At 67.4% G+C, this 16,993-nt stretch carries 17 protein-coding genes and 1 pseudogene; 8 read left to right on the forward strand and 10 right to left on the reverse strand.

Annotation, left to right across the window (positions count from 1 at the left end; translation table 11 throughout):
* Positions 1-84: 84 nt before the first annotated feature.
* The 6 genes from NKJ07_RS04405 to NKJ07_RS04430 form a co-directional block, all read right to left on the reverse strand.
* Positions 85-300 carry a hypothetical protein gene (locus NKJ07_RS04405; protein WP_318569378.1) on the reverse strand — a complete coding sequence of 72 codons (216 nt, stop codon included), beginning with the start codon at positions 298-300 and terminating at the stop codon, positions 85-87.
* A 63-nt stretch (positions 301-363) separates the two neighbouring features.
* On the reverse strand, positions 364-897 hold the full coding sequence (locus tag NKJ07_RS04410) for a DUF5815 family protein (RefSeq protein WP_318569379.1): 534 nt from the start codon (positions 895-897) through the stop codon (positions 364-366).
* 119 nt (positions 898-1,016) lie between these two features.
* Entirely contained in the window at positions 1,017-1,268 is a 252-nt protein-coding gene (locus NKJ07_RS04415; protein WP_318569380.1) for a DUF8006 family protein, read from the reverse strand.
* 249 nt (positions 1,269-1,517) lie between these two features.
* Positions 1,518-1,805 carry a PRC-barrel domain-containing protein gene (locus tag NKJ07_RS04420; protein ID WP_318569381.1) on the reverse strand — a complete coding sequence of 96 codons (288 nt, stop codon included), beginning with the start codon at positions 1,803-1,805 and terminating at the stop codon, positions 1,518-1,520.
* 91 nt (positions 1,806-1,896) lie between these two features.
* Complete coding sequence (locus NKJ07_RS04425; RefSeq protein ID WP_318569382.1) at positions 1,897-4,110, reverse strand: LUD domain-containing protein; 2,214 nt, start codon at positions 4,108-4,110, stop codon at positions 1,897-1,899.
* Entirely contained in the window at positions 4,103-4,606 is a 504-nt protein-coding gene (locus tag NKJ07_RS04430) for an LUD domain-containing protein (protein WP_318569383.1), read from the reverse strand. Before NKJ07_RS04430 ends, NKJ07_RS04425 begins: the two co-directional genes overlap by 8 nt.
* Positions 4,607-5,190: 584 nt before the next feature.
* Between NKJ07_RS04430 and NKJ07_RS04435 the strand changes: the two genes are divergently transcribed.
* The 3 genes from NKJ07_RS04435 to NKJ07_RS04445 all read left to right on the forward strand — a co-directional run bounded on the left by NKJ07_RS04435 (position 5,191) and on the right by NKJ07_RS04445 (position 10,364).
* Entirely contained in the window at positions 5,191-6,918 is a 1,728-nt protein-coding gene (locus NKJ07_RS04435) for an L-lactate permease (RefSeq protein ID WP_318569384.1), read from the forward strand.
* A 95-nt stretch (positions 6,919-7,013) separates the two neighbouring features.
* On the forward strand, positions 7,014-10,094 hold the full coding sequence (locus NKJ07_RS04440) for an FAD-binding and (Fe-S)-binding domain-containing protein (protein ID WP_318569385.1): 3,081 nt from the start codon (positions 7,014-7,016) through the stop codon (positions 10,092-10,094).
* A 3-nt stretch (positions 10,095-10,097) separates the two neighbouring features.
* Positions 10,098-10,364, forward strand: a complete 267-nt coding sequence (locus NKJ07_RS04445; protein WP_318569386.1) for a hypothetical protein — start codon at positions 10,098-10,100, stop codon at positions 10,362-10,364.
* Between the two features lie 13 nt (positions 10,365-10,377).
* Here NKJ07_RS04445 and NKJ07_RS04450 read toward each other — a convergent pair whose 3' ends face one another.
* The 4 genes from NKJ07_RS04450 to NKJ07_RS04465 all read right to left on the reverse strand — a co-directional run bounded on the left by NKJ07_RS04450 (position 10,378) and on the right by NKJ07_RS04465 (position 13,559).
* On the reverse strand, positions 10,378-10,830 hold the full coding sequence (locus tag NKJ07_RS04450; protein WP_318569387.1) for a hypothetical protein: 453 nt from the start codon (positions 10,828-10,830) through the stop codon (positions 10,378-10,380).
* Complete coding sequence (locus NKJ07_RS04455; protein ID WP_318569388.1) at positions 10,823-11,194, reverse strand: hypothetical protein; 372 nt, start codon at positions 11,192-11,194, stop codon at positions 10,823-10,825. Before NKJ07_RS04455 ends, NKJ07_RS04450 begins: the two co-directional genes overlap by 8 nt.
* Entirely contained in the window at positions 11,191-12,909 is a 1,719-nt protein-coding gene (locus NKJ07_RS04460) for an Nramp family divalent metal transporter (protein WP_318569389.1), read from the reverse strand. Before NKJ07_RS04460 ends, NKJ07_RS04455 begins: the two co-directional genes overlap by 4 nt.
* Positions 12,910-12,998: 89 nt before the next feature.
* A complete protein-coding gene (locus tag NKJ07_RS04465) occupies positions 12,999-13,559 on the reverse strand; it encodes a winged helix-turn-helix domain-containing protein (protein WP_318569390.1) in 561 nt (186 codons plus the stop codon).
* A 589-nt stretch (positions 13,560-14,148) separates the two neighbouring features.
* Here NKJ07_RS04465 and NKJ07_RS04470 point away from each other — a divergent pair.
* From NKJ07_RS04470 to NKJ07_RS04490, 5 genes and pseudogenes are all read left to right on the forward strand, one after another.
* Positions 14,149-14,583: an ABC transporter substrate-binding protein gene (locus NKJ07_RS04470; protein WP_318570531.1), complete on the forward strand. Its 435-nt coding sequence runs from the start codon at positions 14,149-14,151 to the stop codon at positions 14,581-14,583.
* Positions 14,584-14,694: 111 nt separating this feature from the next.
* A complete protein-coding gene (locus NKJ07_RS04475; protein WP_318569391.1) occupies positions 14,695-14,850 on the forward strand; it encodes a hypothetical protein in 156 nt (51 codons plus the stop codon).
* A 99-nt stretch (positions 14,851-14,949) separates the two neighbouring features.
* Positions 14,950-15,192, forward strand: a complete 243-nt coding sequence (locus tag NKJ07_RS04480; RefSeq protein WP_318569392.1) for a hypothetical protein — start codon at positions 14,950-14,952, stop codon at positions 15,190-15,192.
* Positions 15,189-16,508 carry an ABC transporter permease subunit gene (locus tag NKJ07_RS04485; protein ID WP_318569393.1) on the forward strand — a complete coding sequence of 440 codons (1,320 nt, stop codon included), beginning with the start codon at positions 15,189-15,191 and terminating at the stop codon, positions 16,506-16,508. Before NKJ07_RS04480 ends, NKJ07_RS04485 begins: the two co-directional genes overlap by 4 nt.
* Positions 16,505-16,819: pseudogene (locus NKJ07_RS04490) on the forward strand (ATP-binding cassette domain-containing protein); the annotation flags it as partial. The gene NKJ07_RS04485 and the pseudogene NKJ07_RS04490, both read left to right, overlap by 4 nt.
* Positions 16,820-16,993: the final 174 nt, after the last annotated feature.

A 16,993-nucleotide genomic window follows, 5' to 3' on the forward strand; every position in this document is an offset into this window, starting at 1 on the left:
AAATTCGTAAAGCGTCTGGGCCCTCCCTCGACTCTCGGGTCGAGACACCGCTCTCGCCGCGGCGTCGAGGCGTGCTCGGCCGGTTTACGAGGACGAGGAGAGTCGGTAGCGGTACGGGCTCTCCCGGAGGACCTCCACCTCGCCCCGCTGTGCCCAGCGCCCGAGCACGGTGGCGACTCTGTGTGCGCTCTCGAACTCGTCGTGCTCGTCGAGGAGCGACAGGATCTCGCGCGCGGTGAGCGGCTCGTCGGCCTCGGAGAGCACACCCCTGAGGGGTTCGAAGTCCGTCTGGGGGTGCATCGTCACGTCATACGTACACACGGGGACGACTTAGCGTTCAGTGAGACGGGAGTCCGACAACCGTCAGACGAAGACGTCTTCCTCGGAGAGATCGCGCTGGGCGCGGTACTCGTCGACGAACGCCGAAACGTCGAAATCGAGCATCTGTGACTCGAACTCCGTGAGCAGGGAGTCGTCTTCCGCGTGACTGACGGCGTGTTCCATCAGTTCGACGACGAGTTCGACGACCACCTCGTGGAGTCGACGCGCGTCGAAGTCGGTCACCCAGACGATCCCGCAGCCGATCTCGCCGTCGTCGCTGACGTCGGCGGTGGCAACGGCGTCAGGAAACTCCTCGGTGACGATCCCCATGAGGTGCGGCGTTCCGAACTCGGGCATCTCCTCGCTGGTCGTCTCGATCGCCTCCCGGAGGACCTCGACGAGAAACTCCGGGAGGAACCGCTCGGATGGGTGGACGTCCATCACCGTGGCGTGCGTGTCGCCGCAGGGACAGTCGAACTCCCGCATCCCCAGGTCGATGGTCCGGACGCGCCGCGTCCGTCCACAGGGGAGTTCGAGTTCCGCCCCGCGGCCGCCGGGGACGCGCGGTTCGGTCATAGGCGAGGTTGGGCGCGTCGTCGCTTAAAGCTCGCGCTCTCGGTCGGGAGCGAGAGAGGAGCACAACGCGGCGGGCGGTTCCGTGGCCCGGGGGTCCCCAGGAGGGTACTAGCGGCCGTTCAGGCGTTCGCCGTGACGTACAGCAGGGGGCCGACGACGACGAGCACGATGCCGAGGAACAGGTAGTGCGTCGGGACGAGCGCCTGCGGCGTCAACAGGAAGACGACGCCGAACCCGATGACGTGCAGCGAGAGCAGTTTCTGCGACTTCAGCGGCACGATGGAGAGTGCCCCCAGGACGAAGACGAGCAACAGCGCCTGCCCGACGTTGTAGTTGAGCAGGAAGCTGTCGATGAGCTGGAGCGGAACCATGTTCGGCAGTCCGAACGAATCGGCAATTAAAGTTCCGTTCTTCGGTCCGCGCGGCGCGGGGGCACTGTCCGGCCGGCCGACGTTGGAGAGGCGGTCACGGGGATCACGGCGTCGCTCTGGGACCGCCGGTGTGTAACGATTCGACGAGTGTAACGACTGGACGTGTTCCGGGTGCGCGAACCGGCCCGAGACGCGGCCATCGCTGGCTCGCGGGCTCCATGGCCGACGTGAAACGAGAAGCGTTCGAGTTCAGGCGATCGCGGCTTCCTCTTCCTCGTCGGTGTAGCGCTCGACGATGTCGTTGATGAGGATGACGTCGCCGACGGCGCGGACCCATCGGTACGGAACCATGACGCCTTTGCCGGGTTCGATGCGGCCGTGGAACAGTTCGTTGTTGAGGTCGCGCAGCGCGAGCTCCGTGACGGTCTGTCGCTCGAAGTCGAGGTGGACGTCGCGCACTTCGCCGACGAACACGCCGTTGTTCGAGTAGACCTCGCGGCCGACTAAGTTCGTGATCTCCTGGGGCGTCCCATCCATACCTCGTCTCACGATTTCGGCCCTCTTAATTACGTATCAGACGGGCGTCTGACGCCAGTCAGACCGCGGGACACGAGGGGAACGCGGGCGGTCAGTTCTCACCGGGTGCGACCAGCTGCACCGGGTGTCGCGACGGCCGTGCGAGCAACGAGTCGAGCTGCTCGAGACAGGAGGTCCCCGACGCGACGACGGTTCGATGACGCGTCTCTCGGGTCGAGAACTGCGCTTCGAGCTCGCTCCCGACGTCCATGCTGAGCTCGTAGTACTCGGACTTGTAGCCGAACGAGCCGGCCATCCCGCAACACTCGACGTCGGAGGTGACCACGTCGTAGCCGAGGTCGCCGAGGACGGCCTCGGTGTACCCCGCCAGCCCGAGCGTCCGTTGCTGACAGTGTGCGTGGTAGGCGACGCCTGGGTCCGTCGCCGGTGGCCCCCGAAGCGCGTCGGGGTCGGCCCCGTTCTCGAGGAGGCCGTAGAGGTACTCCATCACCTCGTAACTCCCCTCCGAGAGCCGTTCGTGAGAGCGAGGCGCGAGGAACTTCTCGTACTCGCGGTCGAACATCGCGAGGTCCGACGGTTCGATCACGACCACGTCGCGTCCCGCGTCGATGTGTTCGGCGAGCGCGGCATACAGGTCGTGCGCGTGTTCCTCGGCGGTGGCGAGCATCCCCTGCGAGAGCGGTGCGCGGCCCGACGACGGCACGTCGGGGACGCGCACGTGGACGCCGAGGGCTTCGAGCGCCCGCACCGCGGCCTTCCCACGGTCGACCATCGCGTGGTTCGTGTAGACGTCCGGGTAGAGCACGGCCTCGCGGGCGGCCTCGCTCGCGGACACCCGCGGCCCGCGCGACTCGAACCAGTCGACGAGCGTCTCGCGCTCGAACGACGGGAGGTCGCGGCGGGCGTCGACGCCGAGCGTCGACGCCAGGAGGCGGCGCGACACGTCGGTCGACGCCACCCAGTTCGAGAGCGGCGCGAGCGCGCTTCCCACGCTGGCGACGGTCGAGAAGTTGCCGAAGAAGCGCTTCTGGAGGTCGACGCCCTCGGCCTCGGCGTCGGGCGTCAGCCCGTCGACCAGCCAGTCGAACTCGTGGTCCGTCCCGCGATTGATCCTGTCTCGGACCACCGTGTTGATCCACGGGATGTCGATCTTCACGGGGCAGGCGTCGACACACCGGCTACAGCCCGTACAGAGGTCGTTGAACTCGCCCGCGGTGTCGAGCCCTTCGATCCCCGCCTCCCAGCCGGTGGCGATCCCCCCGGAGTACGTCTCGCCGCCGAAGGCGTGCCCGCCGACCGACTGGAAGTTGGCGCAGACGTTCGAGCACGCCGAACACCGGATGCAGTACAGCGTCTCTTTCAACTGTTCGTCCTCGCGCATGTCGAACCGACCGTTGTCGATAAGCACGAGGTGGAAGTCGCGGTCCCCGTCGGCGGCGATGGGCGTGTCGGGGTCGTCGAAGTCCACCGTCGGTGAGTCGACCGGCGGGGTCAACAGCGAGACGTACGAGGTAATGTCCTGGCCGGTCCCCGAGCGGCCGATGAGTTCGACGAACGGCTGGAGGTCCTCGACGGCGGGGATCACCTTCTCCACGCCGGCGACGGCGACGTGCGTCTCGGGGACCACTGCGGACTTCCGGGCGTTGCCCTCGCTGGTGACGAGCGCGATCGTCCCGGTGTCGGCGGTGACGAAGTTCGCGCCCGTCATGCCGACGTCTGCCCCTTTGATCTTCTCGAGCAACCGCTCGCGGGCGAACATCGTCAGCTCCTTAGCGGTCTCTAGCTCGTCGTCGGGGTCGAACGTCTCGTTGAACAGCCGTGCGATCCCCTCGCGGGACTTGTGGATAGCTGGCGCGACGATGTGGGAGGGTGACTCGTCGGCCACCTGCAACACCCACTCGCCGAGGTCCGTCTCGACGACCTCGATCCCGTCGGCTTCGAGAAACTCGTTGACCTCGATCTCCTCGGAGGTCATCGACTTGGACTTCACGACCCGGTCTGCGTCTTTCTCCCGGCAGACCTCGCGGACGTAGCGGTTCGCGTCCGCTGCGTCGTCGGCGACGTAGACGGTGCCGCCGTTTTCCTCGATCGTCTGGGTCAGTTCGTCGATGAGTTCGGGGAGTCGCTCGATCGCGTCCTCCTTGATGGCCCGCGCGCGGTCTTTTAGTTCCTCGTACGACTCCAGCTTCGCGACCGAGTCGTAGCGCCCCTGGTTGAAGCCGCGGGTGTTGCTCTTGACCGCCTCGCCCTCCGTATCGAGGAGTCGCCGGATGCGAGCGGCCTTGTCCGCGCGCGACTTACTCATCGAGCATCACCACGTGAACCGCTTTGGGGCCGTGTGCGCCCGTCACCAGCTCCCCCATGTCGGCGGTGGCGCTCGGGCCGGTCGCGATGATCGCCGAGGAGTGGTCACCCTCTCTGAACTCCGGACCGAACCATTCGAACGCCTCGGGCATCCCGGGAACAACGTCGCTCGTGCGGACGACGGCGACGTGGAGGTCGGGGAACAGCGACACCGGCTCCCCGCCCGCGGTCGTCGACGGGAGGACGACGCTCCCGTACGACGCGATCCCGAGCGCCGCGGCGGTCACCCCCGTCGTCGCCTCGTCGAGATCCGCCGGGGTCGGCGTTGTGTTCACCCAGTCGGGGAGCGCGACGTCGAACGGGAGCGGCGTCCCGACCGCTGGCTCCGTCGCGACGTCGGCGAGCACGGATTCGAACTCGTCGGTCGTCGCGTGCGTCCAGCCCACGTCGAGACGGTCCAGCGACGCCTCGAACCTCGTGACCGTGCCAGTTGCCATACGATCCCTTACCACAGGACTCTCAAAGTTCCTTTGGCTTGCACGGGTTGAGGGGGGCAGAAACGCTCGGATCAGGCCGTCTCTCCCGACGATGGGGAGGCGCGCGCGGTTCCGGTTCCCGCTCACCGCTGCGCGACCACGTTTCGACGCCCATCGAGCAGACGAGTACGGACGAAAGACGCTCTCAGTACGATTCGATATTGCTTTCTTCAGTATTGGGGCGATACAAGATACTGTTCTTTCGAGGGAACTGGTATGTACACACGAGAGTAACGGCCACGGCCCACGACTGAAGTGGTCTCGATCACGGACGTCACACTCGGGATTCGGCGATTCTGGAGGGATTTACTCGGGAGAGAATAACGCTCTGACCGCGTCGAAACACCCGTTCTCGCCAATTCCCTCGAATATAGTGGACTCCTACCGATCCCCCGGGGAGAAGTGACTCTTCGACGATGTAACTGAACGATCGGCAGGTATATACTGGTGGCATCCTGGCCTGGCGACCATGCCACAAGGAATCGAGAACGGCTCTGGCATGGATCGGGCACTGGGTTGCACAGACACGCCGTGGGGGGTGAGCCATGGCTAGCACCGCCGACGCGCTCGTCGCGTTGCTCCCGCTCGCGACGATCGCGTTCCTCATGGTCGGGCGGTACTGGCCGGCGACGCGAGCGATGCCGGTCGCCTGGCTCGTCGCCGTCGGCGCGGGCGTCGTCGGGTGGGGGATGTCCGCTCGGTGGATCGCCGCCGCCTCGATTGTGGGGTTCATCACCGCGGCGAACATCCTCTACATCGTCTTCGGGGCGATCCTGCTGCTCTACACGCTCAAGCGCACGGGAGCGTTCGACGTGATCAATCAGGGATTCGCCTCCGTGAGCGAAGACAGACGGGTGCAGGTCGTCCTGCTCGTCTTCCTCATGGGTTCGTTCATCGAAGCCGCGGCCGGCTTCGGGACGCCGGCGGCGATCGTCGGCCCGCTCTTAGTCGGGCTCGGCTTCCCGCCACTCGCCGCGGTCGTCGTCGCCCTCACGGGCAACCTGATGGCGATCACCTTCGGCGCGGTGGGGACGCCGCTCATCATCGGGATGATCGACGTCTTCGGGTCGGTCGACACCGTCTCGTCGGCGGTGTCCGCGCAGGGACTGACCATCGAGGCGTGGGTGGCCGAGATCGCGGTCTGGGCGGCGACGTACCACGTCGTCGTGGGGATCGTCCTGCCCTTCATCGGCGTCGCGATGATGACGCGCTTCTTCGGCGAGGAGCGCTCGATCAAGCCCGCGCTGGAGGTGCTGCCGCTGACGCTGTTCGCGTGGGCTTCCTTCGCGGTCCCGTACTGGCTCACCGCCTACTTCCTCGGGCCGGAATTCCCCGGCCTCATCGGGGCGATGGTCGGGCTGTTCGTCACGGTCGGCGTGCTGAAAGCCGGCTTCTTCCACCCCGACGAGGAGTGGGACTTCGGGCCGCAGGAGGCGTGGCCCGACCACTGGATCGGCGACATCCAGCCCGGCGAGGGCGGCGTCGCCGCCGGCACCTCGGGCGACGGGTCCGTGACCGCCGACGGCGGGGCCGTGCAGATGCCGCTCTGGAAGGCGTGGATGCCGTACGCGCTCGTGGCCGTCCTGCTCGTCGTCACGCGGGTGTACGACCCCGTGAACGCCTTCGTCACGCAGGACCTCTTCACCCTCGCGTGGACCGACATCCTCGGCACCGGCCTCGGCGACAGTTTCGCCGTGCTCTACCTGCCGGGGGCGGTGTTCGTCGCGGTTCACCTGCTGACGATCCCGCTCCACGACATGCGGACCGACGAGATCACCGCGGCGTGGTCCGAGACGATCGAGAAGGTCACGCCAGCGGTCGTTGCCCTGCTGTTCGCGGTCGCGACGGTCCAGATCATGCTCCAGTCGGGGACGGCGACGGGGACCGACAGCATGCTCATCGTCCTGTCGGACGGGATGGCCTCGCTCGCCGGCGGCGTCTACCCGTTCTTCGCGGCGTACGTGGGCGCGTTCGGCGCGTTCCTCGCCGGCTCGAACACCGTCTCGGACATCCTCTTCGGGACGTTCCAGTACGGCGTGGCCGACCAGATCGGCACGTCGAAGACGCTGATGCTCGGCGCACAGGCCGTCGGCGGCGCGATCGGCAACCTCATCGCCGTCCACAACGTCGTCGCCGCGCTGGCCGTCGTCGGCCTCGTCGGCGAGGAGGGCCGCGTCATCCGGTTAGAACTCATCCCGCTCGTGTACTACGGGACCGCCACCGGACTCCTGACGCTGGTGTTCAGTTACGTCCTCTTCCCCGGGGTGTTCTGAGCCCGATGTCGACCGCGCGCACCGCTGACCGAGCCCGCCGCCGGACCGCGTGATGTCCGGCATTTATTATCGACGACCCAAAGAAGTGAGCAACGATGGCGAGTAACACGGACAGCACCGGATCGCCGGCCGGCGATCCACGGGAGGGGGCGAACTTCGACTACGTCTCCGACGACGTGGCTCGACCGGCGCTGGTCGAGGACCTCGAAGGGATCGTCGAGGGAGACGTCCGGTTCGACTCCTACACACGACAGCTGTACGCGACCGACGCCTCGGCGTACGAGCGCACGCCGATCGGCGTGGTGATGCCGCGGTCGACGGACGACGTCGCCGCGGTGATGCGCTACTGTGCCCGGCGCGAGATCCCCGTGCTGCCCCGCGGCGGCGGAACCTCGCTGGCGGGGCAGACGGTGAACGAGGCGGTCGTCCTCGACTTCACCAGGCACATGAACGCGGTCGTCGATGTCGATCTCGACGCCGAGACCGCGCGGGCGCAGGCCGGCACCTACCTCGGCGACCTCAACCGGGAACTCGAACCGTACGGGCTGAAGTTCGCGCCCGATCCGGCGTGGGGCGACAAGAGCGCGCTCGGGGGGGCCATCGGCAACAACTCCACCGGTGCGCACTCGCTGAAGTACGGCAAGACGGACTACTACATCGAGGAGTGCACGGCCGTGCTCGCCGACGGGAGCATCGAGCGGTTCGGCGAGATGGCGGTGGAGGAACTCCGCGAGCGCGCCGAGGCCGACAGCGACGAGATCCTGCCCCGCGTCTACGCGCAGGTCGTCCGGATCCTCGACGACGAGGCCGACGAGATCGAATCGAGATACCCCGACCTGAAGCGCAACGTCTCGGGGTACAACCTCGACATGCTCGTCGACGAGGCCCGCGGGGAGCGACGGACGGCCGACGACACGGGGATCGACCCCGATTCGGAGCCCGGAACCGTGAACCTCGCGCGCCTCCTCGCGGGGAGCGAGGGGACGCTCGCGATCGTCACCGAGGCGACCGTCTCGCTCGCGCCCGTCCCGAACACGGCGTCTGTCGCGCTGCTCACCTACGACAGCGTCCTCGACGCGATGGAGGACGTCGCGCCCATCCTCGACCACGACCCGGCCGCGGTCGAGGTGATGGACGACGTGCTGCTCGATCTGGCCCGCGACACCGCGGAGTTCCGCGACGTCGTGGGGCTGCTCCCGGAGGGGACCAGTTCGGTCCTCCTCGTGGAGTTCTACGCCGAGGACGACGCCGACGGCAGACAGCAGGTGGCTGACCTCGTCGCGGACCGCGTCCCCGACGGAGACTCGGTGGCGACGCCGAGCGAGGAGGCCGCGGAGACGACCGCGAAGCCGAAGACGGCCGTGGGGGCGATGGAGGCACACGACGCCGAGACGCGCGCGAAGTTCTGGAAGATGCGCAAGTCGGGCCTGCCGATCCTCCTCTCGCGGACCACCGACGAGAAACACATCGCCTACATCGAAGACACGGCCATCCCCGCGGAGAACCTCCCGGCGTACGTCGCGGAGTTCCAGGAGATCCTCGCGGAGCACGACACGTTCGCCAGCTACTACGCCCACGCGGGCCCCGGCGTGCTCCACATTCGCCCGCTAATCAACACCAAGACCGCGGCGGGCGTCGAGACGTTCGAGGCCATCGCCGACGCCGTGACCGACCTCGTCGTGAAGTACGGCGGATCGGTGTCGGGCGAACACGGCGACGGTCGCGCCCGCACCCAGTGGAACCGGAAGCTGTACGGCGACCGCCTCTGGGGCGTGTTCCGCGACCTGAAGTCGGCGTTCGACCCCGACTGGCTCCTCAACCCCGGCAACGTCTGCGGCGACCACGACATGACCGAACACCTCCGCTTCTCGCCCGACTACGAGTTCGACGCCGGCTTCGATACGGCGTTGAACTGGGAGAACGAGAACGGCTTTCAGGGGATGGCGGAGCTCTGTCACGGCTGTGCGGGCTGTCGCGGGCCACAGGAGACCACGGGCGGCGTGATGTGTCCGACGTTCCGCGCCGCGGAAGAAGAGATCCAGTCCACCAGAGGGAGGGCGAACATGCTCCGGCAGGCCATGTCGGGCGCGTTCGACGACGACGAGATCTTCACTGACGAGTTCGTCCACGAGGTGCTTGACCTCTGTATCGGCTGTAAGGGCTGTTCGAAGGACTGCCCCTCGGAGGTGGACATGGCGAAGATGAAAGCCGAGGTGACCCACGAGTACCACCAGCGCAACGGGTCGAGCCTCCGCGACAGGGTGTTCGCCAACGTCGAGACCCTCTCGAAGCTCGGGAGCGCGTTCGCGCCCGTCTCGAACCTGGCGACGAAGCTCCCCGGATCGGGGTGGCTGATGGAAAAGACGCTCGGGATCGCCGCCGAGCGCTCGCTTCCCGCCTTCGCCTCTGAGTCGCTCGAGACCTGGTTCGAAAAGCGAGGGGGCGCGACGGTCCCCGCCGACGAGGCGGTCCGTCGGGCGCTGTTGTTCCCCGACACGTACACGAACTACAACCACCCCGAGGCGGGGAAAGCAGCGGTGCGGGCGCTCGAAGCCGCGGGGGTCCACGTCCGAATCCCCGACGGCGTCGCCGGCAGCGGACGACCGCCGCACTCGAAGGGCTTTCTCGACCGCGCCCGCGAAGACGCCGAACGGAACGTCGAGGTGCTCGCGCCGCTCGTCGGCGACGGCTGGGACGTCGTGGTCGTCGAGCCCTCCGACGCCGTGATGTTCCAGTCGGACTACCTCGACCTGCTCTCGGGGAGCGAGGTAGAAGCGGTCGCCGCGAACAGCTACGGTGTGATGGAGTACGTCGACACGTTCTCGCTCCTCGACGGGGTAGGAACCGTCGATCCGGGGGAGTCGCTGACCTACCACGGCCACTGTCACCAGAAGTCGACTAACAAGGACCACCACGCCGTCGGCGTCCTCCGCCGGGCCGGGTACGAGGTCGACCCGCTCGACTCCACGTGCTGTGGGATGGCTGGCTCGTTCGGCTACGAGGCCGAACACTACGCGATGTCGAAAGCCATCGCGTCGATCCTCTACGAGCAGGTCGACGCGAGCGCGGGCGAGACCGTCGTCGCGCCCGGTGCATCGTGTCGCTCGCAACTCGGCGACCACGAGGGGCGGGAGCCGCCACATCCGGTCGAGAAACTGGCGGCGGCGCTCGCGTGAGCGGTGTCACCCGACGGTGACGGTCCTCGGCCGCGATCGGACGCCGACGCCGGCCCCGACGCGGACCGGGCCGCCGACCGACCCGTCCGTCGCGGCACCGTCGACCTCCGGACCGCAAGCGGTGAACTGATCCACCACGACGAGGCGTTCGTCCGCTACGACCGCGACGCCTTCGTCGTCTCGACCGACCCGTCGTTCCCGCCCGACGCGATCGAGACGTACGAGAAGGACGCCGTCGCGTGGATCGAGGTGCGGCATCCGCGTCGGTGACTCCCGCGACGGCTCAGAACAGCCCACTCCCTTCGACGCGTTCGACGCGGACCGCGCCGTCGACCAGCGCTTCGAGTGCGTCGGCCACCGCGTCGACGTCGACGTCGTGGAGGCGCACCGCCCGGTCGGGTGCGTCCCCACGGGCCTCGATCGTCAGCTTCGGGCGGGCGACCAGCCCGCCGTCGTGGAGTGTGACGCGGTCGATCGTCCCGACGGCGAGCCACCGAACCGTGTCGGCGCAGGCGAGGAGCCCGTCGATCCCGTGGTCGTCGTAGACGGCGTCCACGGCGGCCGCCCGCCGGGTGTGTTTGCCGCTCGACAGCCCGAACAGCGGGGTGAACGCGCCGCACTCGAGGACGTAACAACCCGCGGGTTCGAAGACGAACTCGAACAGCTGGAGGGGGACCGACCCCGACATGCCGTAGTGGACGCGGACGCGGGGAGCGTCGCCGCCCCCGTCAGTCATCGCCGTCTCCGGTGGCCGCGCGGAAGAAGAGGACGCCGCCAAGGACGAACAGGGCCCCGCCGACGCGGTGCACCGCGACCAGCACGTAGGTCCCGACAGCGACGCCCGCGACGGCGACCGCGGTGACGACCGCCTCGCCGCGGACGACGCCTGCCCGACCGTGGAGCTCGGCGAGGTAGGTCACACACATCGCGGTCAGGGCGGCGACGACGAGCGGGGTTCGTGTCCACGCGGGCGCGACCGTCGACGCGGCGACGACGACGGCGAGGCCGCCGAGGTAGACGGCGTATCTCCCGGCACGGAGCGTGGCGAACGTCCGGTGGACGAGCCCCGCGGAGCTGTTCGACGCCCGTGGGGGACTCATGAGAGCCACCCGCGGGCGGCCTCGCGTTCGGCGTCGTCGAGTTCTGTCTCGCGGTCTTTCGCCTGGAGTGTCCGGATCACCGTGTACGTCTGGACGGCCAGGAAACCGGCCCAGAGCACGTAGCCGCCCGGCGCGCTCCCGAGGATCGTCGGGGCCGTCTCGAAGACGCCGACGCCGAAGTCGCGGGCGAGCGTCCGCCCGATGAGGAGCGTGCTGAAGTAGCCGAAGAAGCCCGTCGCCCACCACATCGCCACGATCCGGAGCCACCCCGGCTGGAGGTGTCTGGGCAGACGCGCAGTGTTGATGACGAGCGTGAGCGCGATGTAGGGCCACATCATCACGCCCGACATCGCGGCACCGACGACGAGCAAGAAGAACGGCTGTTCGAAGGGGAGGAGGATGATCGCGATCCCCCAGAGGGTAAAGGCGGTAAGCGTGACGAGGAAGATGGTCGGGAGCTCCCAGCCGGCCTGTCGACCGTGGCTCTCGTAGATGATGTCGGCGCTGTTGCGGACGAACGACTCGACGATGGCGTACTCCGTGGTGAACAGCGCGACGAACAGGACGACCGGGATGAGGACCGCCCCGACTCCGGACAGCTGGGGGAAGACGACCCGGAGCCACATATCGATCCCGGTCGTGGCGGTCCCCGACGCGTACTCCGCGGCGACCGTCATCAACACCGTGGCCACGACGAGCAGACCGACGACGAACGTGAGGAGGTGTTCGAGCTGGACGATCCGCCACCACCCGCGCCAGCGCCGGAGGTTCTGCCCCGTCGGCTGGAAGACGAAGCCGTCGCGCTGGACGGGTTCGGGGTCGTCACCGATGAGCGGGTTCTTCAGCCGCCCCTGGTAGTTGCCCATACCGTACCCCTTCTCGCGGGCCCACAGCGACTGCGAGAGGTTGAGGTAGCCCCCCGCGCCCGCGAACGCGAGTCCGCCGAGGAACACCGCGAGGTCGGTTCCCGCGGGGACGGTGCCGACGGCGAGCGCGCCCGCGGGGAGGTTCGTCAACTGTCCGATCGAGCCGGTGACGACGGCGAGCGCGACCGCACCGACGACCGACGTCACCACGAGGACGAACTGCGCCCCCTCGACGACGTTGTACATCACGGGCGAGAGCTGGTACGAGACGAAGATGAGCAGCATGAGTCCGACCCCGAACGGTTTCCAGTCGGCGACCCCGAACGCCCACGCCCCGATCTGGGCGGCGCTCGCGGCCCACCCGGGCCAGCCGAGACTCACGAACCCCGCCAGGAGGAAAAACAGCGGCCAGAGGCGATGGACGCGCCCGAACGCACGGAAGATGCTCTCGCCGGTCGCCAGAGTCCACCGCTGGAGTTCGGTGTTGACGAAGAACTGGGTGAGGACGCCGATCCAGAACGCCCAGTACAGCGTCCACCCGCCCTGGGCGACGAGCACCGGCCAGAAGAGCGTCTCACCGCTCCCGAGGCTCGCACCGAGCATGATCGCCGAGGGACCGACGACGTGACTGAGTTTCGGGACGCGCGGGAGGTCGAGCAGTTTGAACCCGCCGCCCTCGCCGCGGTCGGGGTAGTCGGTCGCGGCGGGGGCGTCGTTGAGGTCGTCGTACGGCATCGGCATGTACGACGTGCCGCGGTACTGCCGTCCCTCGACCTCGGACGCGTAGACGTCGTACTCCTCGTCCGTCTTCTCGTCCGTCTCTTCGTGCGTCTCGTCAGGTGTGTGCATGCCACCGTTCCCTGGGTCTCTCGATGGTGTGTGACACCGGAGCCCGTGCCTTTATAAACCTGTACGTCCGCGTCCGTGACAGCTCCGGGTCAGCCGCCGAGGTAGTGCCAGATATGTCCCCGCTCCTTCGGCGGGTCGACGCCGGGCATCTCCCGCAGGGCGGGCTGGATCGCGTTCCACCAGCCCTCGGCGGACTCGAACTCCGCGCTGTGGTCGGGGTAGACGTCGCGGAGGAAGTCGGCCTTCTTTGCTTCGGGGTGATCGCTCAGGTAGTCGTACGCCGCGAGCAACGCCTCCCGCCGCCGTTCGAGGATATCTCCCGAACCCGGGAGTTCGACGTCGTACGCCGCGTCCGTCGCGGCTGGGCGCCGTTCCACGTCGTCGCGGTCCTCCGACGCGTCGAGCGGCGTCCACCAGACGCGGCTGCGCGCGCCGACCTTCCGGGTGCGGAGCAGGCCGCGTTCGGTGAGTTCGCCCAGTTTGTTGTGGGCCGTCCGCCGCGAGCAGTCCAGCGCGTCGGCGATGTCGCCGGCCGTCAGCGGTCGCGCGCGGTCCTCGCGCGCCTCGAACACGGACAGCGCCTCCTCCGGCGGGATACGGTCGGCGAACTGACCGTGTTCGTTGCGATCGCGGTCGCCGGCGTCGGACATACCTGACGGGAGTGAGCGAACCGTGATAAACCTATTCACTGGTGTGCAGAAACCTGTGTACACGAGCGAACCGGATGACAACACGTGTGAAGAGGCCAATACACGCGGATGATCCGGATACCTCACTCGTCGTGACTCACCACGCGCGATGAACGTGTGAGACCTTCTCAGACATTACCTCGCTTCGGACGCCTTTCGAATCCACATTTCACCAGTATCTACGTGGAATATGGTTTCAAACTGTCCATTAATCACGTCGCCTTCCCTGCCCGAATCCTTCACGGTCATTAAAAATTATTAGTTATTCATGCCACTATTCGTACCACAAATCCATGCCAGAAGATGGCAGGAACGTGGCAGGGCTGGATCGACGTGGATACCTGAAAGCACTCGGTGTGGCCGGCGCGGTGGGGCTCGCGGGCTGTACCGGCGGCGGTGGCTCCGGCGGATCGACGACGTCGGAGAGCTCCGGTGGGTCGACCGATACCGGGGGGTCGACTGACTCAGGAGGATCGACCGAGACGGGGGAAGCGGGTCAAACAGCATCACGGTCGGAAACCTCTCGCCGTTCAGCGGCGGGCTGGGCTGGATCGGCCCCGACGCACGGCGAGCGATCAACACGGCCCTCGAAGGCGAAGGCGGCGTGAACCAGGCGATGGGGCTGGGCCGCACGGTCGAAATCGCCGAACAGGACACCGAAACCAAGCCGCAGCCGGCGATCAGCGGCTTCAAGACGCTCGACAGTCAGGGCGTCCCGGCGAGGGTCGGGCCGTCGAGCACCGTGACGCCGAGCCTGGTCGATCCGGCGCAGAGCTCCGGCCTGGCGTTCGTTTCGCCGATGATGGGTACCATCCAGCTCGACGACGTCGGTGGCGAGTACGTCTGGCGGACGGTCCCCTCGGACAGCATCGGGGCGGGCTGTCAGGCGCAGTACGCCTACGAGGAGGAGGGCCACCGCACGATGGGGCTGGCGTACAAGGACGACAAGGGGTCACAGAGTTTCTCGAAGGCGTCCGGGGAGTAGTTCAAGAACCTCGGCGGCGAAGTCGCCACCGAGGTCGCCCTCGACCCTACGGCCAGCAGCTACCGGAGCGAGGTCCAGACGCTCCAAGACTCCGACGTGGAGGTCGTCTCGATGACCACCGGAACCGAGGTGTCGTCGCTGTTCTTCAAGAACTACGTCGAAGCCGGCGCGGCCGAGGAGTTCCAGCTTCTGCTCGGCAACGACGTGCTCACGCCCGACTTCATCGAGGAGGTCGGCTCGGACGTCATCGAGGGTGCTGTCGGTTAGCCACCCGCTCCAGGCCCCTCGTACGACCAGTTCGCCGAGAAACACCAGAACGTCAATGATAAAAAGCCCGGTGCGTTCGCCGCCGCGGCCTACGACGCGATGAACCTCATCGCGCTCTCGTTCGTCAAGGAGGGCGAGGCGAACCGTCAGGCCGTCCCGAACGACCTCAGCGACCACGGCAACCCGCCCGGCGAGGAGGTGAGTTCGTTCGCCGCCGGCAAGGAGGTCCTCGAGAACGGGGGCGAGATCAACTACCAGGGCGCGTCGAACCCACAGAACTTCGACGACACCGGCGACCCGCTCGGCCCGTTCGCGGCCCTGCAAGCGCAGGACGGCGAGTGATCCGAGGTCATCACGTACTCGGCCGAGGAACTGGCCGAGTAGCGGCCACGGCGGCATCTTCGACGCCGACGGTCGTCGTCGGGCTGATCGCGGCGACCGTGCTGGCGGCCGCCGTGGGGGTGGTCATCGCGCTCACCAGCGTCCGGCTCGAAGGCGACTACCTCGCGATGGTGACGCTGAGTTCGGCCGAGTTCATTCGGCTCGTCATCACGAACGAGTCGTGGCTGACGAGCGGCGCACAGGGAATCAACCAGATCCCGCGGCCGGCGTCGGGGGCGTTCCCGATGGAACTCGGGGGCGTCGTCGTCGGCTACGACCTGTTCTACCTGGGCCTCTCGGTCGCCCTCCTCGGGGGCTGTTTCGCCGTCTTCACCCGGCTGTCGTCCAGCCCGTTCGGCCGGGTCCTCCACGGCATCCGCGAGGACGACAACGTCCCCCGGGCGCTCGGGAAGCGGACTCCCGTCTTCAAGCTCAAGTCGGTCGGCCTCGGGTCCGGCGTCGCCGGTCTCGCTGGGGGGCTCTGGGCGCAGTTCTTCTTCGCCATCCTCGACTTCATCAACATCGCCTACGGCGAGTACATGGCGCTGGGTGCGTTCATCGCCTTCGGGCTGAACACCCAGGTGGGCCTCCCCATCATCGTCTCCGGCGTCGTCGCCGTCGCGGTCATGGGGCCCGTCGCGGTCGCCCTGGACAGAGCCGTCTTCCAGCACTTCCGAAACCGGTCGGCGATCCTCCTCCTGGTCGTCTCCATCGGGCTCTCGTTCGTGCTGCGAAATGTCATCCGCGTCGTCTGGGGGAGCGGCTCCCAGCGGTTCGACGTCCCCATCGAGGAGGCACCCACGTACCTGGGGATCCAGATCCTCCCGGATCAGGTCGCGATCGTCTTCCTGAGCCTGGCGGTGCTCGGCCTCACGTTCGTCCTCCTGCGGAAGACCGACATCGGGGTCGCCATGCGCGCGGCCTCCGACGACACGGACCTCGCGCGCATCCGCGGCGTCGACACCGAGCGCCTGGTGCTGTACGTCTGGCTCGTCGGCGGCGTCATCGCCGCCATCGCGGGCGTGATGCTCGGGCTCGGCTCCCAGTTGCGGCCGACGATGGGCTTTCTCACGCTCATCCCCATCTTCGCGGCCGTCATCCTCGGCGGGATCGGCGACCCGGTCGGCGCGGTCGTCGGCGGGTACGCCATCGGCTTGCTCCAGGAGGTGAGCGTCGTCGTCATCCCGTCGGAGTACAAGCCGCTGGTCGGCCTCGCGCTGCTCGTGGTCGGCCTGCTGACGCGTCCGGACGGCCTGTTCGGGGAGGCGACGCGATGAGGGCCGACCCCATCCTCCGCGTCGAGGGCCTCCGCAAGTCGTTCGGCGGCCTCGTCGCCGTCGACGACGCGTCGTTCGAGGTCGAACGAGGCACCGTCGTCGGACTCATCGGGCCCAACGGCGCGGGGAAGTCGACGACGTTCAACCTCGTCACGGGCTTCCACGAGGCCGACGACGGCGACGTCTACCTCCACGGCGAGAACGTCGTCGATCGCCCGCCCGAGGAACGATCGCGACGGGGCATGGTCCGAACGTTCCAGATCACCCGCGAACTCACCGGGATGAAGGTCCGACAGAACATGCTCCTCGGCACCTGAACGGCCCACCCCACCCCGGACAGGGCGGCCCGGTCCCACCCAACGTATTATTGGATTGTCTGTTCGGTACTGTCGAACGGAACCGCGAGAGATATATAAATAAACGAAATGTTTATATTTGACTTTTCAAGCCGTGGATGAGTGCACAGGGGGTGAGGTAAAGACGTT

Origin of the sequence: Salinigranum marinum, assembly GCF_024228675.1 — an archaeon.
Taxonomy (GTDB): Archaea; Halobacteriota; Halobacteria; order Halobacteriales; family Haloferacaceae; genus Salinigranum; species Salinigranum marinum.

Excerpts from the sequence above, each read along its gene's own strand:
- NKJ07_RS04405 (WP_318569378.1), bottom strand. The coding sequence starts at position 300 with ATGCACCCCCAGACGGACTTCGAACCCCTCAGGGGTGTGCTCTCCGAG.
- NKJ07_RS04410 (WP_318569379.1), bottom strand. The coding sequence starts at position 897 with ATGACCGAACCGCGCGTCCCCGGCGGCCGCGGGGCGGAACTCGAACTC.
- NKJ07_RS04415 (WP_318569380.1), bottom strand. The coding sequence starts at position 1,268 with ATGGTTCCGCTCCAGCTCATCGACAGCTTCCTGCTCAACTACAACGTC.
- NKJ07_RS04420 (WP_318569381.1), bottom strand. The coding sequence starts at position 1,805 with ATGGATGGGACGCCCCAGGAGATCACGAACTTAGTCGGCCGCGAGGTC.
- NKJ07_RS04425 (WP_318569382.1), bottom strand. The coding sequence starts at position 4,110 with ATGAGTAAGTCGCGCGCGGACAAGGCCGCTCGCATCCGGCGACTCCTC.
- NKJ07_RS04430 (WP_318569383.1), bottom strand. The coding sequence starts at position 4,606 with ATGGCAACTGGCACGGTCACGAGGTTCGAGGCGTCGCTGGACCGTCTC.
- NKJ07_RS04435 (WP_318569384.1), top strand. The coding sequence starts at position 5,191 with ATGGCTAGCACCGCCGACGCGCTCGTCGCGTTGCTCCCGCTCGCGACG.
- NKJ07_RS04440 (WP_318569385.1), top strand. The coding sequence starts at position 7,014 with ATGGCGAGTAACACGGACAGCACCGGATCGCCGGCCGGCGATCCACGG.
- NKJ07_RS04450 (WP_318569387.1), bottom strand. The coding sequence starts at position 10,830 with ATGACTGACGGGGGCGGCGACGCTCCCCGCGTCCGCGTCCACTACGGC.
- NKJ07_RS04455 (WP_318569388.1), bottom strand. The coding sequence starts at position 11,194 with ATGAGTCCCCCACGGGCGTCGAACAGCTCCGCGGGGCTCGTCCACCGG.
- NKJ07_RS04460 (WP_318569389.1), bottom strand. The coding sequence starts at position 12,909 with ATGCACACACCTGACGAGACGCACGAAGAGACGGACGAGAAGACGGAC.
- NKJ07_RS04465 (WP_318569390.1), bottom strand. The coding sequence starts at position 13,559 with ATGTCCGACGCCGGCGACCGCGATCGCAACGAACACGGTCAGTTCGCC.
- NKJ07_RS04475 (WP_318569391.1), top strand. The coding sequence starts at position 14,695 with ATGACCACCGGAACCGAGGTGTCGTCGCTGTTCTTCAAGAACTACGTC.
- NKJ07_RS04480 (WP_318569392.1), top strand. The coding sequence starts at position 14,950 with ATGAACCTCATCGCGCTCTCGTTCGTCAAGGAGGGCGAGGCGAACCGT.